The organism is Paenibacillus sp. GM2, assembly GCF_900069005.2.
Taxonomy (GTDB): Bacteria; Bacillota; Bacilli; order Paenibacillales; family Paenibacillaceae; genus Fontibacillus.
The window spans coordinates 22,602-48,734 of record NZ_LN831274.1 but is presented as its reverse complement, the minus strand read 5'-3'; the positions used below and the strand labels follow the sequence as shown (position 1 = coordinate 48,734).

General features: G+C 49.4%; 18 protein-coding genes and 1 other annotated feature. All 18 genes read left to right on the top strand.

Annotated elements, in window-relative coordinates:
- Positions 1 to 103: 103 nt before the first annotated feature.
- The 18 genes from lon (at position 104) to radC (ending at position 26,129) form a co-directional block, all read left to right on the top strand.
- Positions 104 to 2,440: an endopeptidase La gene (gene lon / locus BN1360_RS01475; protein WP_068778141.1), complete on the top strand. Its 2,337-nt coding sequence runs from the start codon at positions 104 to 106 to the stop codon at positions 2,438 to 2,440.
- Positions 2,441 to 2,456: 16 nt separating this feature from the next.
- The gene (gene yihA, locus BN1360_RS01470; RefSeq protein WP_068778140.1) at positions 2,457 to 3,074 is read left to right on the top strand and encodes a ribosome biogenesis GTP-binding protein YihA/YsxC; all 618 of its coding nucleotides are present in this window, start codon (positions 2,457 to 2,459) and stop codon (positions 3,072 to 3,074) included.
- Positions 3,075 to 3,279: 205 nt separating this feature from the next.
- Complete coding sequence (locus tag BN1360_RS01465) at positions 3,280 to 3,867, top strand: non-ribosomal peptide synthetase module (protein WP_068778139.1); 588 nt, start codon at positions 3,280 to 3,282, stop codon at positions 3,865 to 3,867.
- Between the two features lie 315 nt (positions 3,868 to 4,182).
- Entirely contained in the window at positions 4,183 to 4,581 is a 399-nt protein-coding gene (speD, locus tag BN1360_RS01460) for an adenosylmethionine decarboxylase (RefSeq protein ID WP_068778138.1), read from the top strand.
- A 393-nt stretch (positions 4,582 to 4,974) separates the two neighbouring features.
- Positions 4,975 to 6,366: a glutamyl-tRNA reductase gene (gene hemA / locus BN1360_RS01455; RefSeq protein WP_068778137.1), complete on the top strand. Its 1,392-nt coding sequence runs from the start codon at positions 4,975 to 4,977 to the stop codon at positions 6,364 to 6,366.
- 579 nt (positions 6,367 to 6,945) lie between these two features.
- Complete coding sequence (locus tag BN1360_RS01450; RefSeq protein WP_068778136.1) at positions 6,946 to 7,593, top strand: precorrin-2 dehydrogenase/sirohydrochlorin ferrochelatase family protein; 648 nt, start codon at positions 6,946 to 6,948, stop codon at positions 7,591 to 7,593.
- A 3-nt stretch (positions 7,594 to 7,596) separates the two neighbouring features.
- Complete coding sequence (hemC, locus tag BN1360_RS01445) at positions 7,597 to 8,562, top strand: hydroxymethylbilane synthase (protein ID WP_068778135.1); 966 nt, start codon at positions 7,597 to 7,599, stop codon at positions 8,560 to 8,562.
- A gap of 7 nt (positions 8,563 to 8,569) precedes the next feature.
- Entirely contained in the window at positions 8,570 to 10,126 is a 1,557-nt protein-coding gene (gene cobA, locus BN1360_RS01440; RefSeq protein ID WP_068778134.1) for a uroporphyrinogen-III C-methyltransferase, read from the top strand.
- A gap of 29 nt (positions 10,127 to 10,155) precedes the next feature.
- On the top strand, positions 10,156 to 11,160 hold the full coding sequence (gene hemB / locus BN1360_RS01435) for a porphobilinogen synthase (RefSeq protein WP_068778133.1): 1,005 nt from the start codon (positions 10,156 to 10,158) through the stop codon (positions 11,158 to 11,160).
- Between the two features lie 46 nt (positions 11,161 to 11,206).
- Positions 11,207 to 12,508, top strand: a complete 1,302-nt coding sequence (hemL, locus tag BN1360_RS01430) for a glutamate-1-semialdehyde 2,1-aminomutase (RefSeq protein ID WP_068778132.1) — start codon at positions 11,207 to 11,209, stop codon at positions 12,506 to 12,508.
- Positions 12,505 to 13,410, top strand: coding sequence for an RluA family pseudouridine synthase (locus BN1360_RS01425; RefSeq protein ID WP_068778131.1), 906 nt, complete (start codon positions 12,505 to 12,507; stop codon positions 13,408 to 13,410). Before hemL ends, BN1360_RS01425 begins: the two co-directional genes overlap by 4 nt.
- A gap of 233 nt (positions 13,411 to 13,643) precedes the next feature.
- Positions 13,644 to 14,900 (top strand): LysM peptidoglycan-binding domain-containing protein, encoded by a 1,257-nt coding sequence (locus BN1360_RS01420; protein WP_068778130.1) that lies wholly within the window; start codon positions 13,644 to 13,646, stop codon positions 14,898 to 14,900.
- 1,689 nt (positions 14,901 to 16,589) lie between these two features.
- Positions 16,590 to 16,860: a binding site (T-box leader), on the top strand.
- Positions 16,861 to 16,971: 111 nt separating this feature from the next.
- Complete coding sequence (locus BN1360_RS01415) at positions 16,972 to 19,644, top strand: valine--tRNA ligase (RefSeq protein ID WP_068778129.1); 2,673 nt, start codon at positions 16,972 to 16,974, stop codon at positions 19,642 to 19,644.
- A gap of 597 nt (positions 19,645 to 20,241) precedes the next feature.
- Positions 20,242 to 21,618 carry a bifunctional folylpolyglutamate synthase/dihydrofolate synthase gene (locus BN1360_RS01410; RefSeq protein ID WP_068778128.1) on the top strand — a complete coding sequence of 459 codons (1,377 nt, stop codon included), beginning with the start codon at positions 20,242 to 20,244 and terminating at the stop codon, positions 21,616 to 21,618.
- A gap of 5 nt (positions 21,619 to 21,623) precedes the next feature.
- Positions 21,624 to 23,000 (top strand): UDP-N-acetylmuramate--L-alanine ligase, encoded by a 1,377-nt coding sequence (gene murC / locus BN1360_RS01405; RefSeq protein ID WP_068778127.1) that lies wholly within the window; start codon positions 21,624 to 21,626, stop codon positions 22,998 to 23,000.
- A 226-nt stretch (positions 23,001 to 23,226) separates the two neighbouring features.
- Positions 23,227 to 24,492, top strand: coding sequence for an SPOR domain-containing protein (locus BN1360_RS01400; protein ID WP_069188263.1), 1,266 nt, complete (start codon positions 23,227 to 23,229; stop codon positions 24,490 to 24,492).
- Positions 24,493 to 24,703: 211 nt separating this feature from the next.
- Positions 24,704 to 25,309 carry a Maf family protein gene (locus tag BN1360_RS01395; protein WP_068778125.1) on the top strand — a complete coding sequence of 202 codons (606 nt, stop codon included), beginning with the start codon at positions 24,704 to 24,706 and terminating at the stop codon, positions 25,307 to 25,309.
- A gap of 130 nt (positions 25,310 to 25,439) precedes the next feature.
- A complete protein-coding gene (gene radC, locus BN1360_RS01390; RefSeq protein ID WP_068778124.1) occupies positions 25,440 to 26,129 on the top strand; it encodes a RadC family protein in 690 nt (229 codons plus the stop codon).
- The last annotated feature ends 4 nt before the right edge of the window (positions 26,130 to 26,133 follow it).

The following is a 26,133-nucleotide window of genomic DNA, read 5'->3' as shown; positions in this document are numbered from 1 at the left end:
CTTGGCGGCTGCCTTTGTGCAGCCGTTCTTCATTGGTGTTTTCATGTAACATTTGCTAAAATATGAATGATATCTTACGAGAACGACTGGAGGTGCGAAAGCGATGGGACCTCATAAAAACAAAGGCCGTCGTTTTCCTCTATTGCCTTTGCGCGGTTTGCTCGTCTATCCAAGCATGGTATTGCATTTGGATGTAGGACGGGAGAAATCCGTAAAGGCGTTAGAAAAAGCGATGGTTGACGACAATTTGATTCTCCTATGTTCTCAATCTGAAGTGAACATTGAAGAACCAACGCAAGAAGATATATTTCGAATCGGCACAGTAGCAAAGGTCCGGCAAATGCTGAAGCTCCCGAACGGAACAATCAGGGTTCTGGTTGAAGGTATGGAACGTGCTGAGGTTATGGAATATTTGGATAATGAGGAGTATTACGAGGTCATCGCGGTCGAGAGACCGGAAATCGAGCCTGAGGAGCCTGAAGTGGATGCTTTAATGCGTACGGTGCTGACTCAATTCGAACATTATATTAACTTATCCAAGAAAGTAACACCCGAGACGCTAGCGGCGGTTTCCGATATTGAAGAAGCCGGACGGCTGGCTGACGTTATTACGAGCCACCTGTCGCTCAAAATCAAGGATAAGCAGGAAATCCTCGAGACGATCGATGTAAGAGAGCGTCTGGAGAAGCTGCTCGATATTCTGAATAATGAGCGCGAAGTGCTTGAGCTTGAACGGAAGATCAGCCAGCGTGTCAAGAAGCAGATGGAGAAGACGCAGAAGGAATATTATCTGCGGGAGCAGATGAAGGCGATCCAGAAGGAGCTTGGCGAGAAGGAAGGCCGTGCCGGAGAGGTCGAGGAGCTTCGCTCTCAACTGGAAGAGAAATCTCTGCCGGAAGCGGTTCGAGAGAAGATTCTCAAGGAGATAGATCGCCTGGAGAAAATGCCGATCAGCTCTGCGGAGGGCGGAGTAATCCGCAATTACGTCGACTGGCTGTTGAGCCTTCCTTGGGATCAACAGAGTGAAGATGATCTGGATCTGGCCAAGGCAGAGCAGGTGCTTGATGAGGATCATTACGGTCTGGATAAGCCGAAAGAGCGGGTGCTTGAATATTTGGCGGTGCAAAAGCTCGTCAAGAAGCTGAAAGGCCCGATTCTATGTCTTGTTGGTCCGCCAGGGGTCGGGAAGACCTCGCTCGCTCGTTCGATCGCCCGATCGCTCGGACGCCAATTTGTACGCGTCTCGCTCGGCGGCGTGCGCGATGAAGCGGAAATTCGCGGACATAGAAGAACCTACGTAGGTGCTATGCCGGGCAGGATCATTCAAGGAATGAAGACGGCGGGTACGTTAAATCCGGTGTTCCTGCTTGATGAGATCGATAAGATGGCCTCGGATTTCCGTGGCGATCCGTCAGCCGCTCTGTTGGAAGTACTCGATCCGGAACAAAATAATACGTTCAGCGATCATTTCATCGAGGTTCCCTTCGATCTGTCCAACGTGATGTTTATTACGACAGCTAATGCTGCTCATAATATTCCGCGTCCGCTGCTCGACCGGATGGAGATGCTGTTTATTCCGGGTTATACGGAGCTTGAGAAGCTGCAAATTGCTACGCGTTATCTTCTGCCGAAACAGAAGCGCGAGCATGGGCTAGACCCGGAGCAACTGAAGATGGATGAGTCCGCATTACTGAAGACGATCCGTGAATATACACGGGAGTCCGGAGTGCGGAATCTGGAGCAGCAGGTAGCGGCTTTGTGCCGTAAGGCGGCCAAGAAAATCGTCTCCGAGGGAATTGAATGCCTGGAGATTACGGAGAATCAGATTAAGGATTATTTGGGGATTCCCAAATTCCGCTATGGTGTAGCCGAGCTGGAGGATCAGATCGGCATGGTGACCGGTTTGGCCTGGACCGAGGTTGGCGGAGAGACGCTGCTGATCGAAGTTACGGTTGTTCCGGGCAGCGGCAAGCTGATTCTGACCGGGAAGCTGGGCGATGTGATGAAGGAATCGGCACAAGCGGCCTTTAGTTATACCCGTTCCAAAGCGGAGGAGCTGGGGATTCCGGCTGACTTCCATGAGAAGAATGATGTTCATATCCATATCCCGGAGGGGGCGATTCCCAAGGATGGACCTTCAGCGGGAATTACGATTGCCACAGCTCTGATCTCAGCTCTGACCGGGCGTCATGTCTCCAAGGATATCGCGATGACCGGCGAGATTACTTTACGGGGCCGGGTTCTGCCAATCGGTGGGTTGAAGGAGAAGTCATTAGCGGCTCACCGGGCCGGTTACAAAAAAATATTGCTGCCAAAGGATAATGAACGCGACTTGCGCGATATCCCGGACAGTGTGAAAGAAGATATTGAATTTGTGCCTGTGGCGCATATGGACCAGGTTTTGAGGCATGCGCTCGTTGAACAAAGCGGGTTGCAATAGAGAGGAATTTGAATGAATGAAAGTTACGAATGCAGAATTTGTGATTAGCGCTGTGGGCCCGAGTGGTTACCCTCAGGACGCCTTGCCAGAGATTGCTCTGGCAGGGCGTTCCAACGTGGGCAAATCATCGCTTATTAACAAGATGATTAATCGCAAGAATTTGGCCCGAACAAGTTCGACGCCAGGGAAAACTCAGCATCTGAATTATTATCGGATCAATAATGAGCTCTACTTCGTTGACTTGCCGGGATATGGCTATGCCAAAGTCTCCAAGACTCAGCGTCAGGTATGGGGGGCTATGATCGAGAAGTATTTGCTTGAGCGTGAGACGCTGCGTCTGATCATCCTGGTGATCGATCTGAGGCATCCGCCTAGCAAGGATGACGAGATGATGTATGACTGGCTCAAGCATTATGATTCGCCGGTGTGCGTCGTCGCCACAAAAGCGGACAAGATCCCGCGTTCCCGTTGGCAGAAGCATATCAAGGTCATCAAGGAAGCGCTAGTTATGCGCGGCGGCGATAAACTGATTATGTTCTCCTCAGAGACGGGGATCGGCAAGGACGAGCTATGGGCGCATATTGCCGGGTTTACCCGTCCGAACGAGCCTGAGGCGGAGAATATCGAAGAATAAACGAAAGCCGTTTTCAACGGATTAAGAAGGGATTCGGAGAACACTCGGTAGGAAAGTGAGAATGCTGGGGGATTTTTGCAGTAAAAAACTGCTTATTCCGTTTTTTTCTGAAAAATGGCTGGAATTCACGGTTTAATAGCTGAGCAAATTCTTCAACGAGTAGTGTATAATTATTATAATCGTTAAAAGAATTGAGGAGATTTTTATGGCTCAGCGGTTAGCCACAGAATATGTCAATGCCAGTTTGCGTTTGTCAGAAGCTCAGATGTCACAGTTTGTTCATAAGGTTTATGATCCCCATGTCCGTCAGAAAGTGAAAGTGCTTGAGAACGGAAGCCACGAGGTTGTACTTGAGGATGACGGGGGTGAAGAAGTCTGTTTGCCTTTTGACCGTAGGGACGGTTATTATGTCTGTGAACTGTCTTTCCGCTTGGAACAACCACATTTAACGAACGTAATGAGACTTTTGTTCTCTGCTTTCAAAGGTTCTGGCCTGGTAACCAGAGTATATAGTGGATTCATGATGATGTATTATTATCAGGAAGGCCGCGTTCGCAAGATCGTGGAATATTCCCGGGACTCTTATAAGCTCGTGTTCGAGCATAAGGATACGGCGGGTAGGCTGCAGCGACTGTACCACAACAATGATGTGGAGCAGGAGATCAGTGGTATTCAAGAGAGCATCAATGCTTTGCTTGATTCGCGTTTTGCAGCGAATGATCCCGTGGTGGTTAATCAAATTGACGATCAGCTTCGCGAGCATTCACGTCGATTGTTCGTCCTGGAAGCCTAGAGCTTTCAAGGGGTAGGATCATCTTTTTGACCTAGTCACCAACAGAACTGCAATCACATAAATTACTATTGTAGGCTACCCTTTAGTTAGGGTAGCCTTTTTGCTGGCATGAACTGGGCACAGCTGTAAAAAAAAGTGTTGCAATTGTCTACAATAGATGTTATTTTTAATCTCGTTGAAAACAATATAGGAACCAGGATTCACTCAGGACATGGAGATGTTGCGAGACATTTTTCCCTCGAGCAGTGAATGACGTAGGTCCTAGCGGATGAAATTTTTTCAAACATTTTATTCCTAGGAAGGGGGAACCGGAAGATGGATTATTCAACTTTCGGAAGACACGTTGCTGTTGATACTTGGGGAGTAGATTTTGAGTTGCTGAATAATGCTGAGCTTCTTCAGGAGTATATGGTGGAAGCAGCCGAAGCTTGCGGTGCTACCGTGTTATCCATGCAATCCAGGCAGTTCGAGCCTCAAGGTGCTACAGTACTTGTATTACTGTCGGAGAGCCATCTCTCGATTCACACGTATCCTGAGAGAGGGTTTGCTGCAATTGATTGTTACACTTGTGGTGAATGGGTTGATCCACAATTAGCTGTCGATTACCTGGTGTCCGTTTTGAAGCCGGAGAAGACCTTTGCCAAGAAATTGGTTCGCGGCATGGGCGAGATGGAAGTAGCCACACCTGAGATCAATAAAGTAGAATTCGTCTAAAGATAAATTTAATCCTGTTCTATAAAAGCTAGAAATGGGAAATATAGAATAACCATGGGACATTTCCATGGTTATTTGTTTATTTGTGGAAATTCATAAATAATTCAAAAATCTCTGCTTTTTTTGCCGAGTAACAGACTGGCCCTGTGATATAATTAACATTGTTTGTGTTGGAATCATGCTTTAGGTAGGAGTTCAAAAAGGTCGATTTAACAGCACCGAGAGGGTTAAAGGAAGCTGGGACTGAGAAGTGGAACGTACCTTTTGGGTACATGAGCAACAGAAATCCCGATAAATTCAAACCTCGATGCCGAGTTATTTCATGATTCACTTTAAGATCCAAGTGGACCTTTTGAATATCCTCTTAAGTCTTGTGGAGGCAGGTGAACTTCTATGCACATTGTCGTTGTCGGACTAAATTATCGGACGGCACCTGTGGAGGTCAGAGAACGTTTTGCATTTTCAGAACAGGATATGCCGCAGGCGCTGCTGGAATTAACACGTACCAAAAGTGTGATGGAAGGAGTAATTCTTGCGACCTGCAACCGCACGGAAATCTATGTAGTTGTTGATCGGCTGCATATGTGCGGATATTATATCCGTAGTTTTATGGAGAAATGGTTTGGTATTCCACGCGAGGAATTTACCAAGCATTTATATATGTATGAAGAGGAGCAAGCGGTTCGTCATTTGTTCAGGGTAGCCAGCGGGCTGGATTCCATGGTGCTTGGGGAGACGCAAATTCTTGGCCAGGTACGCAGTGCGTTTTTGCTTGCACAAGGGGAGAAGGCTACCGGTAAATGGTTTAATATGTTGTTCAAACAAGCGATTACTCTTAGTAAACGTGCTCATTCAGAGACGGCGATTGGCGAGAGTGCGGTCTCGATTAGCTATGCGGCTGTGGAGCTCGGCAAGCGTGTATTTGGCAGCTTCTCCGGGAAGCGGGTTCTGATCCTTGGCGCCGGAAAAATGAGCGAATTGACAGCGAAGCATTTAAGCGGCGGGGGAACGGAAGAGGTGCTCGTTGCAAACCGAACCTTTACTCGGGCGCAAGAGCTGGCTAGTAAGTTTGACGGAACGCCATGCACAATGCAGGAGGCGATGCGGCGACTATCTGAAGTGGATATTCTGATCAGCTCCACCGGGGCAGAAGGATATGTGCTTACTTCCGCGCAGGTAACCAAGAGCATGGGGCTTCGTCCGGATCGTCCGTTGTTCATTATTGATATTGCTGTACCGCGTGATATCGAGCCGTCGATTGGCGAGCTTCCGAATGTGTTCCTCTATGATATTGATGATCTGGAGGGAATCGTTGAGAGCAATATGGAAATGCGCCGCGGAGAGGCCATCCTTATCGAGCGGATGATCGAAGAGGAGATTGCTGCTTTTACCGGCTGGTTGCAAACCCTGGGCGTTCAGCCTGTTATTCGAGCGCTGCAAGAGAAATCGTCTGCGATTCATGCAAGCACATTGGACAGCTTGTTCAACAAGCTGCCTGACCTGGGTGAACGGGAACGCAAAGTAATTGCCCGTCTAACGAAGAGCATCGTGAATCAGATGATGCATGATCCAATTAAACGGATCAAGGAAATGAGCGGGGAGGAGAACGGTCTGGCGGCGCTGGATATGTTTACCAAGATATTTGCTCTGGAGGAGCAGCTTGAGGAGCAGAGCGCATCTATGGAGGCGTTGGCTGTGGAAGCCCCGGTTCCGGAGCCGATTGCAGTTGGCGTGGAAGTTAGTCCGGATAAGGTGCCTGTTCCGATGATGAAGGCTTCGGTCTGAATATTTTATCCGTTTAAAGTTTGTATCTAGAAAGTCTTATTTCAGCACGGAAGCATATGGTTCTGATGCGCGTTTCTCCAAAACCCTTCAGTTGCTTGAAGCCAGGGATAAGGCGCGATACGTTTTTATGAAAAACGGCTTCGTAGACCTGTGTTTGTAGCAGCAACATGAGTACCTGAGATGTTTTTGGGATAAACATGACCTCGTTAGTATTCGCTTAGCTTGTAGCTCGGCTGAATTCAAGACTCAACGGTTGATCAAGCTGCCCGTGCTGCTTCGTGATCAGAGGGGAACTTGTTAAATAACCTCTTAAAGAATGCTATGCCCTGAGGCCACTGCTTTGATTCTGATTGCCACCGCACCATTTGCAGGCAGGAAGGTCAGGCGGATCGGCAACGGGGCTTGTTTTTTTATTAAAGAACATTTACAGGTTGAGTCTTCGTACTCAAAAGCTCGATGGCAAAATACGACAGGGTAGGGTATCCTATACTCATTATTATATTTTACGTTGCGAGTTCAAAAAAACTGAACTCGACTATTGATTGGCTTGTTAAAAGCGGACTCGGGAGTGGGTGTTGGATGACGCATTATGTCCCTGTTATGCTTGATCTTCAAGGCCGCAAATGTATTCTGGTGGGCGGAGGGCTTGTTGCAGAGCGGAAGGTGGCGGCACTACAGCCCGCTGAAGCCGAGATCCAGGTCATCAGCCCTAAGCTAACCCCTAAGCTTCTTCGAGCTTGGCAACAAGGGCAGATTAGCTGGAATGCGCGCTGTTATAAGCAAGGTGACTTGCAGGGAGCTTTTATGGTTTTTGCCGTAACGGATCAATTGTCTGTTAACGATCAGGTTGCCGCTGAAGCCCATAAGCTGGGAATTATGGTTAACCACGCTGGGGAAGGTGCCCGGGGATCATTTATTACGCCTAGCTCCTTCAGGCGAGGAGAACTGATCGTTGCTGTATCTACTTCCGGTGCGGCGCCAGAGGCGGCCAAGAGAATAAGCGCCGAGATCGAAGAGCAGTTCGGAGATGAGTACGAGGAGTATATCCGTTTTTTGTCATGGGCCAGACTGGTGATTAAGAGGCGAGTGATTGATGTCGCTCAAAGGAAGCGATTATTTCAGAAGTTGGCTACGATCGATGTTTTGAAGGGAATAAGGACCGGTGATTTTTCGCTAAGCAGTGAGGAAGAACTGTTGTCTTGGATAAATGTTCAGCAGGAGGAGTAGGGAATGACGAAGCGTACGATAGTTGTCGGAACAAGACAAAGCCAATTAGCTCTAACCCAGACGGGACAGGTTATCGGTGCCTTGGAGAAGCTCTGCGCGCAGCATGGGCTCCCGTTCCAGTTTGAAATTCGCAAGATCGTGACGAAGGGTGACCGTATTTTAGATGTGACTCTGTCCAAAGTAGGCGGTAAAGGCTTATTTGTCAAAGAGATCGAGCAGGCTATGCTCGAGAAGGAGATTGACTTAGCGGTACATAGCATGAAGGATATGCCTTCCGAGCTGCCGGAGGGGCTCATCAATGGGGCCATTCCGCAGCGGGTTGAACCCAGGGATGCATTAATCTCCAAAGAGGGGCTCTCCCTGGAGGAACTGCCACATGGCGCTAAGGTAGGTACTAGCAGCTTGCGTCGTTCCAGTCAGCTTCGTGCGAAGCGCCCCGATTTACAGCTGGAGTCGATTCGTGGAAATATTGATTCCCGTCTGCGCAAGCTGGGGACAGAAGGTTTCGACGCGATTATTCTAGCAGCGGCCGGGCTCACACGGATGGGCTGGGAAGATCGGATTTCATCATTGCTGCCGGTTGATATCTGTCTTCCGGCGGTTGGACAAGGAGCTCTTGGACTAGAGTGCCGTGAAGATGATGAGGAACTTAAAGCTCTGTTGTCTTTGTATAACGATCGCCTGACTTCCCTTACCGTTACTGCGGAACGGCGCTTCCTCGCTGTATTGAACGGCGGCTGCCAGGTACCGATTGGAGCCTTTGCAGTGTGGAATGGAGCGGCTGATGGTAAGGCGGCTGGCCCGGGAACAGGATCGATTACTCTGACTGGAATGGTCGGTGCGCCTGACGGAAGCCTGATTCTAAAAGAAAGCCTTACCGGAGACGACCCGGTTCAGCTTGGGGAAGATGTAGCACAGAAATTGATTTCACAAGGTGCAGATCGAATATTGGCTGCGGTCAGGGAGTGATGGAGAAGTGGCTGGAGCTGGTAAAGTATATTTAGTTGGCGCAGGCCCAGGCGATGCGCGCTTAATTACGCTGAAGGGGCTGGAGTGCCTGGAAAAAGCGGACGCAGTCGTATATGATCGACTGGCCAATCCGAGCCTCTTGACCCGGGCGAAGCGCGGCGCCGAGAAGATTTATGTAGGCAAGACGGTGAATCGACACACGATGAAGCAGGAGGAAATTAATCAACTGCTTGTTGATCTCGCGCTGTCGGGCAAGATCGTCGTTCGTCTCAAGGGCGGAGACCCGACGATCTTTGGCCGCGTTGGTGAAGAAGCCGGACTGCTGCGGCAACACCGGATTCCGTATGAGATTGTTCCGGGCATAACCGCGGCAATTGCTGTCCCTGCATATGCTGGTATTCCCGTTACCCACCGAGATATTGCCTCATCCTTATCGATCATTACCGGGCATGAGAGCCAAGACAAGCTGGACCTATCGATTGATTGGGCCAAGCTGACCCAGGCTACGGGGACGCTCGTCTTTATGATGGGACTGGCCAAAATCGGCCATATATCCGCACAGCTAATCAACCACGGCAGACCGCCGGAGACGCCGGTGGCTCTTATTCGCTGGGGGACCCGCGCGGAGCAGGCCGTTTTGATCGGCACGCTGGAAGATATCGAACAGAAGGTACTGGCGGCGAAATTTGAATCACCCGCTGTAATCGTCGTCGGCGAGGCGGTCCGGCAGCGCGAGCTGCTGAAGTGGGCCGAGGATATGCCTCTGTTCGGCGCGAGGTTCCTGGTCACCCGTTCCCGCTCCCAAGCAAGCGAATTAGTGAAGCAAATCGAGGAGCTGGGCGGAGAAACCTATGAATTCCCGGTCATTGAGACGGTGATGCCGAATCCGGAATATTTACATGCAACGGCTAAGGATCTGGAGGATCTGGAGCAGTATGATTGGGTATTCTTCACAAGCGTCAATGGGGTAGAGTATTTCTTCAGGCATCTGGACAGACTTGGGAAAGACATTCGCGCATTGCACGCCGCCCGCATTGCCGCGGTGGGTCCAGCGACCAAGGAAGCGCTGCGCCGTTACGGAATTGCTGCTGAGGAGCTGCCTGGCCATTTTCAGGCTGAAGGTTTGTTCGAAGCTTTTGATCAGCAATTGCTGGCCGGTCAGAAAGTGCTTCTTGCCCGTGGCAATCTGGCGCGCTCCTGGCTGGCTGAGGTGCTTCAGAACAGAGGACTTAACGTGACGGATGCGGTTATGTATGAGACGGTACCAACCGCGGATGAAGACGATGAATTGCTTAAGCTGCTGGAGCAGGGCGGAATTCATGCCGTTACCTTTACCAGCTCGTCGACGGTGACCAATTTGCTGTCGGCTTTGAGCAGGATGGGGGTGCCTGACCCTGTTCAGGCCCTTGCAGGCGCTGCAATTTGCTGTATCGGTCCAGTTACTGCAAAGACGGCAGAGCAAGCTGGATTAAACGTGGCGGTGACCGCTGAGGAGTCCACGATTCCAAGTCTGGTGACCGGGTTATGTGCCTGGAAGCAAGCTCAAAATTTATACAACCGTTAACCATCTTATAGAACTAGGAGGAATTATATATGGCTTTTCCAATTGTAAGACATCGCCGTTTGCGTCAATCTGCGGGCATTCGTGGCCTCGTGCGTGAGACGGTATTAACTGTGGATGATTTCATTCAACCGATCTTTGTCGTTCCTGGCAGCGGCATTAAGAAAGAAATAACCTCAATGCCTGGGGTTTATCAATTTTCGCTGGATACGTTGGAGCAAGAGGTTAAGGAAATTGCCGAACTGGGAATCCGTGCGGTATTGCTGTTCGGTATACCGGAGTCCAAGGACAGTGTGGGCTCGGGAGCCTATGCCGAGGACGGCATCGTGCAGCAGGCTACGCGCAAGATCAAATCGCTGTATCCGGATCTGCTTGTTGTGGCTGATACTTGCTTATGCGAGTTCACAGATCACGGGCATTGCGGCATGGTGCATACGTATGAGCGCGACGGCCATGTATGCGGCGATGTGCTGAATGATGAATCGCTGGAATTGCTGGTTCGCACGGCGGTCTCGCAAGCGGGGGCAGGAGCTGACATTATCGCTCCATCTAACATGATGGACGGCTATGTCGCAGCGATCCGCGCCGGATTGGATGAAGCTGGCTTCAGCCAGGTGCCGATTATGGCATATTCCGTGAAATATGCTTCCGCATTCTACGGTCCATTCCGTGAGGCTGCTGATTCAGCTCCACAGTTCGGTGACCGCAAGACGTATCAGATGGACCCGGCTAATGTTCGGGAAGCATTGCGCGAGGCCGAGTCTGATGTGCTGGAGGGAGCGGATATGCTGATGGTGAAGCCGGCTCTGGCTTTCCTTGATGTGCTTCGTGTCGTTCGCGATCAATTTGACCTGCCGCTTGTCGCTTACAATGTCAGTGGAGAATACTCGCTTGTAAAAGCTGCGGCCATGCAAGGCTGGATTAACGAACGCGCCATTGTAACGGAGATGTTGCTTGGCATGAAGCGGGCAGGCGCGGATATTATCATTACGTATTTTGCCAAGGATGCTGCGCGTTGGCTGCGTGAAGGCAAATAATTGGTTTCAATAGATTCTACCGAATAAGGTGAGGAGTGAAGCTGCAATGAATGACAAGCTCGGACGCAAGCAGGATGGACGTTCCTTTACGGCTTTTGAGGAAGCGAAGCAATATTTGCCTGGAGGTGTAAATAGTCCAGTGCGGGCTTATAAGTCCGTCGGATTAACACCGATCTATGCGGAGCATGCCTCCGGTTCAAGAGTATATGATATCGACGGCAACAGCTATATCGACTATGTAGGCTCCTGGGGACCGCTCATTATGGGCCATGCTCATCCTGAAGTGGTAAAGGCGCTTCAAGAGGCTGCTGCCAAGGGGACGAGCTTTGGCATGCCTACATTGCTGGAGACGGAGATGGCGAAGCTGGTTGTAGAGCGCGTGCCATCCATCGATATCGTACGGATGGTTAACTCAGGTACGGAAGCGACGATGAGCGCTATCCGGCTAGCGCGGGGATATACAGGCAGAAGCAAAATTTTGAAATTCGAAGGCTCTTACCATGGTCATGCGGATAGTCTGCTGATCAAGGCTGGCTCCGGGGTTGCTACATTAGGCCTCCCGGACAGTCCCGGCGTCCCCGAAGGGGTGGCTTCCAACACGATCGCTGTGCCTTACAATGATCTGGAATCGGTTGAGTTGGCATTCAAGCGCTTTGGCGAAGAGATTGCGGGTGTCATTGTTGAGCCGGTAGCCGGCAATATGGGCGTTGTGCCGCCGCAGCCAGGCTTCCTTGAAGGTCTGCGTCGTCTGACGACAGAGTATGGCAGCGTGCTTATATTTGATGAAGTGATGACCGGATTTCGGGTAGGCTTGAACTGTGCACAAGGTCGCTTCGGCATCACACCGGATTTAACCTGTCTGGGCAAAGTCATCGGAGGCGGCTTGCCTGTCGGCGCATATGGCGGCAAGAAGGAGATCATGGAACAGATTGCTCCGTCCGGTCCTATCTATCAAGCGGGAACATTAAGCGGTAATCCGCTGGCGATGACCGCTGGCTTTACGACTTTGTCGCTCTTGACTCCAGAAGTATATGATCGTCTTGAGAACTTGTCGGCCAAATTGGAGGCAGGCTTTACGGCCAATGCGAAGGAGCGCGGACTGGCTTGTACGATCAACCGTGTTGGTTCAATGATGTGTCCATTCCTGACGGATCAGGCAGTCACCAACTTTGAGACAGCTAAGACGAGTGACCTCGATTTGTTCCGCCGCTACTTCGCGGCGTTGTCCGAGGAAGGAATTAATGTTGCGCCATCTCAATTTGAAGGCATGTTCATCTCGGGCGTGCATACAGATGAAGATATCGAGCTGACCATTGAAGCGCATCGCAATGCGCTGAGACGGCTGTGAGTTTGAAGTCGGCAGGGCAGAGGCGGGGGGAATGGCTGGAGCTGATGCCAGGCCGACTGCCGATGCCGGAGAATGGCGGACGGTATGAGGCGGTTATGGCCTGGCTGCAAGAGGAATTGGCAGCCCCGCCCAAGCTTTTGAAGACGCTTGAGGCTGAGGGCGGTATCAAGCTGGCGGGCGATCGTCTCCGTCTGCTTGTGTTCCCGCCCAAGCAATCGTCTTTTGCACCGATCGGCACACCTCCGGAGATCTTGTATGAGGATGACTTCTGTCTTGTCGTACATAAGCCGGTGGGGGTTAAGGTTCATCCGGACGGAGAAAGCCGTGAGCCCACACTGGCAAACCAAGTTTGTGCTATTTATGCGGAGCGTGGGGAGAAGGTAGCCCCGCTTCACATTCATCGGCTGGATGAATATACCTCCGGTCCGGTGCTGTACGCGAAGAATGCTTACGCCCAGCTTAAGCTTGATGCGGCGATGGCACACAAAGAGATCTCCAGGGTATACGTTGCACTTGTGCAAGGGACAGTAAGTCCGACACTTAGAATCATTGATGAGCCGATCGGGCGGGACCGGCATCATAATCAGCGTCGGCGTGTCTCTCCATCCGGGCAAAGAGCGGTTACGCATATTGAACTGGTAGAGACATTAAATCAGGCGAGCTTGGTGCGATTGACACTGGAAACCGGAAGAACGCATCAAATTCGCGTCCATTTAAGTTATGCCGGGCATCCCCTGCTTGGAGATGCTTTGTATGGAGGCAGCACAAAGCTGCTTCCCTACCAGGCGCTGCATGGCGAGAGCCTAACCTTTGCCCATTCGCTTACTGGTGAGCTGATTCGAGTAGATGATCCTTGGCCCCAGGAATGGCACCGGTTGCGCAAGCAGCTGGCTTTGTCCTAGTTATATATAGTTCTGAAAGAGTGTGCCTGGAAATAGAAGGCATGCTCTTCTTTTTTTAGCATATAGATAGAATGAGCGAAGATTTGGACCATCCATCTTTATGTACGTGTTCAAAAAGTTCGGCTTTCAACACCGCTTTATGTTTTACTTCGTGATCAAAAGAGACTTTTTGAACAACCTTTTAAGGGGATGTGGGTCATATTCGGATTTGCTAAAAAAGGAGGTAGTTGTTCTTGGTAGATCATTCCTACGGCCTGCGTTTTGATATTTACGAGCGCGTCCATCTATCCGAAGATGTGATCGGCATCGAGGAACTGGAGGAGATTGAACTTTTTCCGAAAATCCAAGTATATCCCGGTGATGAATATGCAGCTCTGCGCGGTCATTTATTGTTGTCAGGCCTTTATCGCGGTGAGGGAGAGAGTCGGGAGCTGGAGCATTGGATCCCTGTTGAGATTACGATTCCACTCAGTCGGGTTAACAAGCTAGAGGAGATTACAGTAGAAATCGAAAATTTTGACGTAGATCTGCTTAGCGCTCGCAGCTTGAATATTACGGGAGTTCTGTCTTTGCAGGGAATTGAGACGGCCACTATGCGTTCCGAGGCGGAAGAATGGATGGACAGGGAGTATGTTGCCGCGCACGAACCGGTTATTGGAACGGGAGAAGTGGGGGAGGCTCAGTCCCAGCAGGACAATTATTCGTATCAGGTACCAGAGGTTTCGGTAGATCATTCATATGTTGCACAGGAGGCTTTCCCATCCGCACAGCAGTACGGGGCCCGCGAGCAGCACGAAGAACAGAATGAAGAGACGTTGTCATGGTTAGACTCAGCTCCCTTATTGACACCGACATTTACAGCGGACAAGGGGCTTAATGAGGGAGAGCCGTCATTGGAGGCTGCGCAGTGGGAAGATTCAGAGGCAGAGGAGCCTAATGCGGCGGTATGGTCTGAAGATCAAGAGCAAGTGAATGCCCATTCCGAACGAGCGGATGAGGCGGAAGCTGTGTTGAAGACAGATAGCTATGCGGAGGCTGAAGTGGAGGATGTGACCGCGGAGGTTGAAGAAGCAGAGGCTGTAGAAGTATTCGAGGAAAGTGTTCAACAGGAGAAGGAAGAAGGAGCGCATGCGCAGGAAGAGAAGAAGGAGCTGAAGGTTGCCTTTGGCAGCAAGGATCGCGATGAAGGCTTTGGCATCAGCAAGCTATTGCACAACCGTCCGGAGAAGGATGGTGGTGTAGAGTACTTCGAAGAAGAAATTGTTATTCCTGATCAGGAAGAGGGAGAAGAAGTCCGCTGGAAGAGCCTGTTCCTGGGCAATACCGAGGATCAGACTCCGTTCCGCAAGGTTCGCCTCGTGATTGTACAACGGGAAGAGACGCTGGATGATATCGCGGAGCGCTATCAGCTTAGCACGCGTGAACTCCAACTGTACAACCGACTGTCCGAGCATGATCTGGCGGAAGGACAAGTGTTATATATCCCTTAATATTATATTGAGGCTCCCCTTACAGCGCGGTGCATTGCTGCATGACGGCGGTCATGCATAGGCAGGTGAAGGAGCGTTTGCAAGGACTATCCAGAGGACCGTTAAGGTCAGTCTGGATAGTCCTTTTCTTTATGCTTCAGCCAACTTCAACTTCTTACGGAACGTACAGACGCTATTTGGGCAAATAGGCTGCGATATAAAACGTAACGGAACTGAGTGCGCTTATTTGGTAGAAATTCTGCTCTAATGGGCTGATTTGAGGCAAATAGAGAACCATATTTCCGTTAAAATTTTAAATCGCTCGATATGGTGGAAATAAGGGCTGTCATTTCCGTTAAAAGCGGATTGAGAGATTAAGGGAGTAGCTAAGAGCCAAATGATAATATATTGAGGCTCCCCTTACAGCGCGGTGCATTGCTGCATGACGGCGGTCATGCATAGGCAGGTGAAGGAGCGTTTGCAAGGACTATCCAGAGAACCGTTAAGGTCCAGTCTAAATGGTCCTTTTCTTTATGCTTCAGCCAACTTCAACTTCTAACGGAACGTACAGACGCTATTTGGGCAAATAGGCTGTAATGTAAAACGTAACGGAACTGAGTGCGCTTATTTGGTGGAAATTCTGCTCTAATGGGCTGATTTGAGGCAAATAGAGAACCATATTTCCGTTAAAATTTTAAATCGCTCGATATGGTGGAAATAAGGGCTGTCATTTCCGTTAAAAGCGGATTGGGAGATTAAGGGACAAGATGAATTAGAGAACAGCAGAGTACAGCTCGGGGAATAGCTAGAGAGTAGCGGGAGAACAGTTAAAGAGGCAGTTTGGGAAATGCTAGAGAGTAGTTGAGAACGCTAAAGAGGCAGTTCGGGGAACAAAGAGAGGGCAGATAAGGAACAAATAAGTGCAGAGGTAAGGAAAAGCTAGAGAGCAGTTGGGAACAACTCGGGGGGCATCATAGGGAATGTAGGTAAAGCTATGGAACAGCTAAAGAGTACTAAAGAGTACTAAAGAGTACTAAAGAGTAGCTAAAGAGTAGCTAAAGAGTACTAAAGAGTAGCTAAAGAGTAGCTAAAGAGTACTAAAGAGGCAGCTTGAGGAACGGGTAGGGCGTAGCAAGGGAACAACTAATGGCAGAAGTAAGGAAGAGCTAGAGAGCAGTTAAGGAACAACTCGTGGGGCAGCTAAGGAGGAGATAGAAGCGCTGGTAATACTATGGGAACATCTAAAAAGCAACTAAAGAGCAACTAAAGGGTCTCAAAAAAGCTTAAGAGGTAGTTTGGAGGATAGATAGGGAGTAGTTAGGAACAACTATGCAGAGGTCACCTAGAAAACAGCTGAGGAGCAGATCAGGGAATAGCTCACTAACCGCTAGGAGGCGGAGCTAAGAAACAGTCATAACCTTGGAGATGCTCGAGGAACAGATAGGTAGTAACGAAGGAACAGCTAAGAACAGCTAAGAACAGCCAAAGAACAGCCAAAGAACAGCCAAAGAACAGCCAAAGAACAGCCAAAGAACAGCCAAAGAAAACATCTAAGAACCAGCGAGAGACAAGGTGGGCTAATTGTGCGTTTGTCATATTGACTCACAGCCTCATCCACGTTATGATAATATAGATTTTACAAAGTTATGCTATTTCTTATTTTCTAAGACACCTATTGTTATCAAAATAAGATTTTCTGAACACACTAATGTAAAGACTTGGAACGGGAAGAGTAGGAAGTGAGCCCTTCAGAGAGCGGAGTTGTATCGCTGGAAGATTCCGCAGGATACTGCTATCCGAAGTCGCCCGGGAGTCGTCCGTTTGAACTGGTGATGTCTCACCATTAGAGCGGGCCGGTTGCAGCCGTTATCTGTATAAGTGTCGCAAGCGACAAGCTGTGCTTGACTGCATGGCCAGGCGAAATCCAGCAGCTTGCGAAACAAAGGTGGTACCGCGAAAGATAAAGCCTTTCGTCCTTTGAGACGAGAGGCTTTTTGTGTTTTCTGCCGTCGCGAATCATTACGGGCTTCTTGAATTTATTGGCCTGAATTCGCCTAGGCAATGCTGAATTGTTAATGGAGGTTGAAGCAAAATGACAGAAAACCAAGCATCACCAACTACGGCAGAGATGCCAACGACTTATGATCCGAAAGCTGCGGAGAACAAATGGTACCGCTACTGGATGGAGAATGAGTTCTTCAAAGCGGGCATGCGGCCTGAAGCCGAGCCTTTTACGATCGTAATTCCACCGCCTAACGTAACGGGTATGCTGCATATTGGACATGCGCTTGACTTCACGCTGCAGGATATTCTGATCCGTACCAAGCGGATGCAGGGCTATGACGCCTTATGGCTGCCGGGCTCGGACCATGCGGGAATCGCGACGCAGACCAAAGTGGAGCAAAAACTGCGTGAGCAAGGGATAAGCCGCTATGATCTAGGCCGTGAGAAGTTCCTTGAGAAAGTGTGGGAATGGAAGGAGCAGTATGCGAATACGATCCATGAACAATGGGCCAAAATGGGTCTGTCGCTTGACTATTCCCGCGAGCGGTTTACGCTAGATGAAGGTCTGTCTCAGGCGGTTCGCGAAGTATTCGTGAAGCTGTATGAGAAGGGTCTGATTTATAAAGGCAGATATATCATCAACTGGGACCCGGTTGCTCGTACGGCATTGTCCGATATTGAAGTCGAGTACAAGGAAGTTAACGGACATTTGTATCATCTTCAATATCCGCTTAAGGATGGGGACGGATATATTACGGTTGCCACGACACGTCCGGAGACGATGCTCGGCGATACAGCAGTCGCTGTTCATCCTAAGGATGAGCGCTACAGCCACTTGATCGGCAAATCGCTGCTTCTGCCGATTGTGAACCGCGAAATTCCGATCATCGCTGATGATTATGTTGACAAGGAATTCGGTAGTGGCGCAGTTAAGATCACCCCGGCTCATGATCCGAATGACTTCGAGGTAGGGCAACGCCATGATCTGCCGCAGATTATCGTCATGGACGAGAGTGGTAAGATGAACGATGCGGCTGGCAAGTATGTGGGCCTGGATCGCAGTGAATGCCGCAAGCAGATCGTGAAGGATTTGCAGGATATGGGCGTATTGATTAGAATTGAGGATCACCTGCATCAGGTAGGCCATAGTGAACGGACCGGGGCAGTTATAGAGCCTTATCTGTCCATGCAATGGTTCGTCAAAATGAAGCCGCTCGCTGAAGCTGCAATTGCAGAGCAAAACTCGGGCAAAGGTGTAGAATTCATTCCGGAACGGTTCGAGAAAACCTATCTGCAATGGATCGAGAATGTTCGCGACTGGTGTATTTCCAGACAATTATGGTGGGGACATCGTATTCCGGCCTGGTATAGCGAAGAGACCGGAGAGATGGTTGTTGCCCGCAGCGAGGAAGAAGCCCGCGCCAAGCTCGGACGGGATGACCTTAAACAGGATGAGGATGTACTGGATACATGGTTCAGCTCTGCCTTGTGGCCGTTCTCGACGCTAGGTTGGCCAAATGAGGAGAGCGAGGATTTCAAACGCTACTTCCCAACGGACGTACTGGTTACCGGATATGATATTATTTATTTCTGGGTAGCCCGTATGATCTTTACCTCGCTTGATTTCACAGGCAAGATGCCCTTTAAACATGTATTAATGCATGGTCTTGTTCGCGATAGCGAGGGCAAGAAGATGTCCAAATCCCTGGGCAATGGGGTAGACCCGCTTGACATTATCGAGAGATACGGCGCGGATGCAATGCGCTATATGATCTCGACGGGCAGTACGCCGGGTCAGGATGTTCGCTTCCATTGGGAACGTGTAGAACAAGCGCGCAATTTTGCCAATAAGATCTGGAATGCCTCGCGCTTCGCTCTGATGAACATGGAAGGAGTGTCCTATGAGGACATCGACATTAGCGGTGACCTTTCAACTTCGGATCGCTGGATTTTGCATCGGTTTAATGAGACGGCTCGGGATGTGACGCGTCTTATCGATTCCTATGAATTTGGCGAAACCGGTCGTGTATTGTACAATTTCATCTGGGATGATCTTTGCGACTGGTATATTGAATTCGCGAAGCTGAGCTTCTATGGCGAAGACGCGGATGCCAAGCGCAAGACCCAATCGGTGCTTGCTTATGTGCTCGATCGCACGCTGAGACTGATCCATCCGTTCATGCCGTATATTTCCGAGGAAATATGGCAGCATTTGCCGCACAATGGCGATACGATTACTTTGGCTGAATGGCCTAAGTATGACCCTGCCCTGGAAGCACCTGATGCAGTTCAGGAAATGAATCTACTGATCGATATTATTCGCTCGGTCCGCAACATTCGTGCTGAAGTGAACGTACCGATGAGCAAAAAAATCGAGCTGATCGTTAAGCCGAGCTCCGCTGAGTTGCTTGACATCCTTAACCGTAACGAGCACTATGTTCGCCGGTTCTGTAACACGTCGGATTACGAAGCATCGCTAACGGTAGAAGCGCCGGATAAAGCAATGACCGCGATTGTCACAGGAGCGGAATTATATCTGCCGCTGGCCGGCCTGATCGATATCAGCCAGGAAATCGCTCGTCTGGAAAAAGAAATCGACCATTTGAATAAAGAAGTAGAACGTGTGGAGAAGAAATTGTCTAATCAAGGTTTTGTCGCTAAAGCACCTGCCAAGGTGATTGAAGAAGAGCGTGCCAAGATGGATGATTACTCTGCCAAACGCGACAAGGTGCTTGCACGAATCAATGAATTAAAAGCCTAGTGCCAAATTGCCTCTACGTCCTAGAAATAGAACAATCGGATTGTTATCAGAGGTAACAGTCCGATTGTTCTGCGCTGAGGCGTTAAGGACTTGGATCAGGGAACAGGCATTCTGCAATCGATAATTTAACGATATGAGGTTGTTCAAAAAGTTCCGGTTTGACAAGAAAACCAATCGATGTCATTCAAGGATAAGCGACTGCGACGCCAAGGCAGATCTTCTTGTGATATAAAATTTCATCAGCTGCGCTGATAACTGATAAATTCTATATCTAACACGAATCCAATCCGGAAGTGGAATCGCATGGATCTGAACCTGAATTCAGCCGGGCTTAAGCAGAGGCTTGCGAAGTCATGTTTCCAACAGAAACGTCTCAGGCGTGCTTGTACAAGCTATAAGCATACGTTTCAGGATTCGTTTTCTTCAGAAACTTGCAGCTCTGCTCCCTTGCTTCTGGTATTATCCAACTGAGGCGTTTCGAAGAAACGAATACCGAATGGATGAGCTTGGTGCTGAAATCCGACCTTTTTTGAACATGCACTATATATGTTTGGACTACCTCTATATCTATATAAATCATAGACGAAGGTGAATTTCATGGGGGCTCATACTGAGAAAGGAAACAAGCGATCTCTACAGGATTATAACGAAGCGGTAGAATGGATTAATGGGCTAATTGCGTTCGGGATCCGTCCCGGACTGGGGCGTATTGAGCTCATGATGGAACGTCTGGGCAATCCGCAGCGCAAGCTGAAATTTATCCATGTTGCCGGGACGAACGGCAAGGGTTCTTCATGCGCTTTTTTAACAGCTGCGCTAATGAAGGCCGGTTTTGATGTTGGGACCTTTACTTCTCCTTATATCACCAAGTTTACGAATCGATTTCAATTTAATGGTCAGGACATTCCGGAGGCTACTCTGGTATCATTATCGAATCGGATTCTGCCTCTTGTAGAGGAAATTGCCGATTCAGAGCTAGGTTCGCCAACGATGTTCGAGGTAAGTACAGCGATTGCGATTTTATATTTTGCAGAAGAATGTTATCCTGATGTCGTAGTATGGGAGACAGGTCTCGGGGGAAGGATGGATGTAACAAATATTGTTACGCCTATCGTCTCCTTGATTACAAATATCGGCATGGACCATACCGATGTATTAGGCGATACTATAGAGCAGATTGCCAGGGAAAAGGCCGGGATCATCAAGCCCGGTGTTCCTGTCGTGAGTTGTGCAGAACAGCCGGAAGCGATCGAAGTGCTGCGCCAGACAGCTCAAGAGCAGCGTTCTACCCTATACTTGCTTGGAGAACAGTTCACCTATGAACGGCTGGAGGGTGATGATCATGAGCAATCCATGGACTTTCACGGTCCGTTCCGGGAGCTTGTACTGAAGCTCTCGCTGCTTGGTGAACATCAATGCAAGAACGCGGCCGGGGTCATGATGGTGCTTGAGGTGCTTCGTCAGTATATGGCTTTTGTGCTGGAGGATGAAGCGGTTCTGTCCGGCTTTCGCAGTACGGCTTGGGCGGGAAGATTGGAGCAGGTGAACAGCGAGCCTCGTATTGTGCTCGATGGAGCGCATAACCCGGAAGGAGCTCAAATGTTAGCCAGGAGCATTCCGGACATCTATAAGTATCGCAAGCTGAATTTGATGATGGGCATGCTGGCAAATAAGCATCATCGTGGCTACTTGGAGCATATATTACCAATAGTGGATACGCTTATTTTGACCGAGCCTGATTTTCGTAAGAAAATGGATGTGGAGGCGCTCCATAGTATTGTGGAGCAGCTTAAAGAAACGAAAGCAAAAGAAAACTTGGAAATTATCGTAGAACGCGACTGGAAAAAGGCTTTAGAGCTGTTGATGTCGCGGACGGAACGGGAGGATTTAGGAGTGGTTACAGGTACGTTGTACATGATTTCTGACGTACGCGCGACTCTCTTACATCACACCGATTCTGAAAAAGGCTGGTGACCATATTGTTAAATACTAGAGAACAACATGTACATTTTATAGGTATCGGCGGTTACGGAATGAGCGCCATCGCCCGTGTAATGCTGGAGATGGGCTATACGGTAACCGGTTCGGATGTAGCTTCCCAGGAATTGATCGAGAAGCTGAAGGCGAAGGGAGCCAAGGTCTATATCGGCCATACGGCTGAGCAGGTTGACGGCGCCGATCTGGTCGTATATTCGACAGCTCTCCCGAAGGACAATGTAGAACGGGTTGAAGCGCAGGAACGCGGTATCCCGGTTCTGCATCGTTCACAAATGCTGGCCCGTCTGCTTAATGAACGGACAGGAGTAGCGGTGGCCGGAGCGCACGGAAAAACGACGACTTCATCGATGATCGCACTTGTGATGGAGCAATGTGGAATCGATCCAACCTATATTATTGGCGGAGAAATCCTGGATATCGGTACAAATGCCAAGGCAGGACAAGGAAAATACGTCGTTGCCGAGGCGGACGAGAGCGATGGTTCTTTTCTTCAATACCATCCTTCGCTAGGAATTGTAACAAATATTGAGGCGGATCATCTGGAGAATTACGGCGGAGATTTCGGACGTCTCAAAGAAGCATACGTCCAATTCCTTAATCAGATTAAACCGGACGGGGCAGCCATCGTCTGCGGCGATGATGATATTCTGGGCGAATTACTGCCTAAGCTGAATTGCAATATCATCACTTATGGAATTGACTCGGTTTGCGATTATAACGCTGAGGATATGGAGCTTGGCGATCGATATGTGTCGTATACTATGAAGCGCGGCGACGAAAAGCTCGGAACGGTAGAGCTGTCGGTTCCGGGTAAGCATAATGTGTATAACTCCATGGCGGCGGTTATTGTTTGCCTGGAGGCAGGGGTTCCATTTGCGGAGATCGCAGCAGCGATCAAGCAATTTCATGGGGCCAAGCGCCGTTTTCAGGTTCTTGGCGATAGCAAAGACATCCTCATTATCGATGATTATGCCCACCATCCGACAGAGATCGAAGCCACGATCGCTGCCGCTAAAGCGACCGGCAAGCGCATTATCGCTGTGTTCCAGCCGCAGCGCTATACGCGAACCTTTTTCCTGCTGGATGCCTTTAGCAGAGCCTTTGGTGGTGCGGATGAGGTGATCATTACCGACATTTATTCACCTGCCGGAGAGAAGCAGATTGAGGGAATCAACTCCTCGAAGCTGGTCGAATTAATTAAGGAGAACAGCAATGCGGGGGCAAGATATTTGCCTGCGAAGCAGGATGTTGTTGCCGATCTGGAGGACCGGCTGCAACCCGGGGATCTTGTGCTGACCATGGGGGCTGGCGATATCTGGAGAGTTGGGGACGAATTATCCAAGCGAATCTCCCAATAGTTTACTTGCATTTGAAAAGTTGATTCGAATAGAGAACCTCCATATTCATGTGTTTGCGTATGAATATGGAGGTTTTTTGGTATGTGCCTACATCTCGCGTAACCGTTTATAAAATTCCTAAGCGCCTGAATTCTTCCTTATTTTCGCAACTTGTCCTTTGAGAAGCATATAATCCGGTTTCAGGACATAAGGTAGGTTAGGAGAATGGACAAGGAGCGTGCGGATCGTGAACAAGGCGAAAATGACCTTTCGGTTTGACAAGCAGGGCAAGGAGATCATAGCTGAGGAACCATTGTATCAGGCATGGATTCATAAGAATGACGGAGCATCAACTTTTGATAGGACGCAGGAAGTGCATGAAAGGGAGCAAGGTCATGACGGGTATATTCAAGCATCAGAGGTTCGTACACCTACGAAATTCAGTCCTTTGAAAGATCAGACACCAGCGCCTCGCAGCCCCGAGGTTCACCCCGTATTGGGACAAGCTGATTCAGGGGAATCGCCGCATTTGAATTCAGAGTATGACGAATATGACTGGGATCGTACAACGGGTACATTTCGTACTGTCGAGACTTTGGTAGATTATAGCGACCCATTTTCAGAATACACCGGGGCAGGCGGAGTTGTAGTCCCTTCCAGTTCTATCAGACCCCCAAAAAACTCCTGGTGGAAGATGGCCGGATCGGTTACCGGAGCGATTGTAACCGGCGCCTTATTCGGTTTTGTGGTTCTATCTATCTTCAATCAGGAGATAACCCTGCCGATTCCTGGCATTAATGTGCCAAAGCAGTCGGCAGCCGGGCAATCCACGGATATCCCTGTCATGGGACAGATCTTTGAAGAAGAGCAGGGGGATGCTAACCCGAAGGAGCTGGTAAATGTCGCCTTGCCGTCCGGGACTTATTATTTTCTTCAATACGGCGTGTTCAGTACGGCTCAAGGCGTTGAGCTAGCTCAGAAGGAGCTGCAATCCTCGGGAGTCGCAGCGGCGAGAGATACGGTAGATACGAAGCGGGTGTATGCAGGGGTATCCGTCGACCGGGAACAGGCCAAACTGCTAAGCAGTCAGCTTAAATCAGCGGGAGTCAATCTGATTCTGCATGAGATAGCCCTGCCTGCTTCGGCGATGATGGAGTATGAGGGAGACACCAAGCCGCTTGAACAATTTCTGGCGCAGAGCGCTGAATTGGTGGAGCTTCTCAGCACATTCTCGGCTGCAAGACTAAGCGATGCTGAGCCGGGTCCGCAGAGCGCGAACCAAATTGCGGAGCTAAGCCAGAAGCATCAGCTATGGACAGAGAGCGCTGCAGCGGTTCGCGGTAATATATCGGTAAATTCGGTAGCGGTGACGGGCTCTATGGAGAAAGCGATGAACAGCGCTATTGAAGCGTTGTCCGAATACAACAAGAAGCCTTCCAAATCGCTTTTGTGGGAAGTACAGGATGAACTGATGCATTTCATTCTAAGCGAGCAGGAACTGCTTCATAGTTAAAATGAATGGAAAGCATAGGAATAACGATGAATCGGGCAGGAAAGGGAATTGGAAATAGTTCCCCCTGCCTTTTTTGTGTTTGTATTGCGGGTGAAATAACCTTATAATAATAAAGTGTCAAAAAATGGCGAGGTTGACAACAGTTTAGTATGTTATATCGTCATTATTTGATATTTACCCCTATTTTAATGCTTGAAGGAGAGACCTAGTCTTGGAATCCAATGTACCACGCCATATTATTTTGGCATCGACCTCACCGCGTCGCCGGGAATTGATTGCTGCCTTAGGGATTCCCTTTGACATTGTTCCTAGCAATGCTGACGAGAGCACATCGGAGAAGTGGACACCAGAGCAAATGGTTCAGGAGCTTGCCAAACGGAAAGCCGAAGCGGTATATCATTCTACATCATTCGACGGAGATTCTGCAGGAATTATCGTCGGAAGCGATACGGTTGTTGTCAGGGATGGGACGGTGCTAGGTAAGCCGCAGAACGAGCAGGAGGCTGCTGCGATGCTGCGTTCTCTTCAGGGCAGGAGCCATATCGTGTATACAGGAGTCGCTTGCATAGACAGCCGGACAGGAGAGACCCTCGTTGACTATCGTTCAACGACCGTTACGATGAAGCCGCTGAATGAGCGTGAGATTGAAGCTTATGCAGCTAGCGGAGAAGGACTCGATAAAGCCGGTGCCTACGCGATTCAAGGCTTGGGAGCAACGATAGTTACAGGTATAGAAGGTTGCTATTTCAATGTTGTCGGCTTGCCGCTATCGTTACTTGTAGATATGCTTGGCCAATTTGGAGTAACAGTATTGTAGATAATGTAACAAAAACAATTGAAAATCCGTTTATTCTAGGAAGTGATAAAGCATATCCTTCCGAATTGAGTTTGTGTCAATAGTTCGTTAAGGACTTGGCAACTAATATTCGGAAGAGAGGGATTCATTTATGGTTATGACACCTTATATGCTGCGTGACTTTCCTAGCGAGGAGCGCCCGCGTGAACGGATGATGAAAAATGGAGCAGGGGCGCTAAGTCAAGCTGAGTTATTAGCGATATTGCTGCGGATAGGAACGAAGAATGAGTCAGCCATCCATATGGCACAGCGGATTCTTGCCGATACTGGCGGTATCCGCGGCCTGGTAGATTTTAGTCTGGAGGAATTGACCCAGATGAAAGGGATCGGGATGGCGAAGGCTGTGCAGATCAAGGCCGGGATTGAACTTGGACAAAGGTTGGCTCAATCACGCTTGCCAGATACGGTAAGTATTCGGAGTCCACAGGATGCAGCCGATCTGCTAATGGAGCAGCTCAGGTATTTATCTAAGGAACACTTTGTATGTCTTTTTTTGAATACGAAAAATCATATCATTGCTCAGGAGACGCTTTCCGTAGGAAGCCTGAACGCCTCGATTGTTCATCCTCGCGAAGTGTTTCGTGCTGCTATCAAATGCAGCAGTGCATCGATCGTCTGCGCTCATAATCACCCAAGTGGAGATCCAACACCAAGCCCGGAGGATATCCGGATGACGCGTCGCTTGTGTGAAGCTGGCGAGATTGTGGGAATTGATGTACTCGATCACGTCGTGATTGGAGACGGTCAATTCGTAAGTTTGAAGGAGCAGGGTTTGATGTAATATA

What these genes read in the sequence shown, in the direction of transcription:
- lon (WP_068778141.1), top strand. Translation starts at nt 104, where the DNA reads ATGGGACCTCATAAAAACAAAGGCCGTCGTTTTCCTCTATTGCCTTTG.
- yihA (WP_068778140.1), top strand. Translation starts at nt 2,457, where the DNA reads ATGAAAGTTACGAATGCAGAATTTGTGATTAGCGCTGTGGGCCCGAGT.
- BN1360_RS01465 (WP_068778139.1), top strand. Translation starts at nt 3,280, where the DNA reads ATGGCTCAGCGGTTAGCCACAGAATATGTCAATGCCAGTTTGCGTTTG.
- speD (WP_068778138.1), top strand. Translation starts at nt 4,183, where the DNA reads ATGGATTATTCAACTTTCGGAAGACACGTTGCTGTTGATACTTGGGGA.
- hemA (WP_068778137.1), top strand. Translation starts at nt 4,975, where the DNA reads ATGCACATTGTCGTTGTCGGACTAAATTATCGGACGGCACCTGTGGAG.
- BN1360_RS01450 (WP_068778136.1), top strand. Translation starts at nt 6,946, where the DNA reads ATGACGCATTATGTCCCTGTTATGCTTGATCTTCAAGGCCGCAAATGT.
- hemC (WP_068778135.1), top strand. Translation starts at nt 7,597, where the DNA reads ATGACGAAGCGTACGATAGTTGTCGGAACAAGACAAAGCCAATTAGCT.
- hemB (WP_068778133.1), top strand. Translation starts at nt 10,156, where the DNA reads ATGGCTTTTCCAATTGTAAGACATCGCCGTTTGCGTCAATCTGCGGGC.
- hemL (WP_068778132.1), top strand. Translation starts at nt 11,207, where the DNA reads ATGAATGACAAGCTCGGACGCAAGCAGGATGGACGTTCCTTTACGGCT.
- BN1360_RS01415 (WP_068778129.1), top strand. Translation starts at nt 16,972, where the DNA reads ATGACAGAAAACCAAGCATCACCAACTACGGCAGAGATGCCAACGACT.
- BN1360_RS01410 (WP_068778128.1), top strand. Translation starts at nt 20,242, where the DNA reads ATGGGGGCTCATACTGAGAAAGGAAACAAGCGATCTCTACAGGATTAT.
- radC (WP_068778124.1), top strand. Translation starts at nt 25,440, where the DNA reads ATGGTTATGACACCTTATATGCTGCGTGACTTTCCTAGCGAGGAGCGC.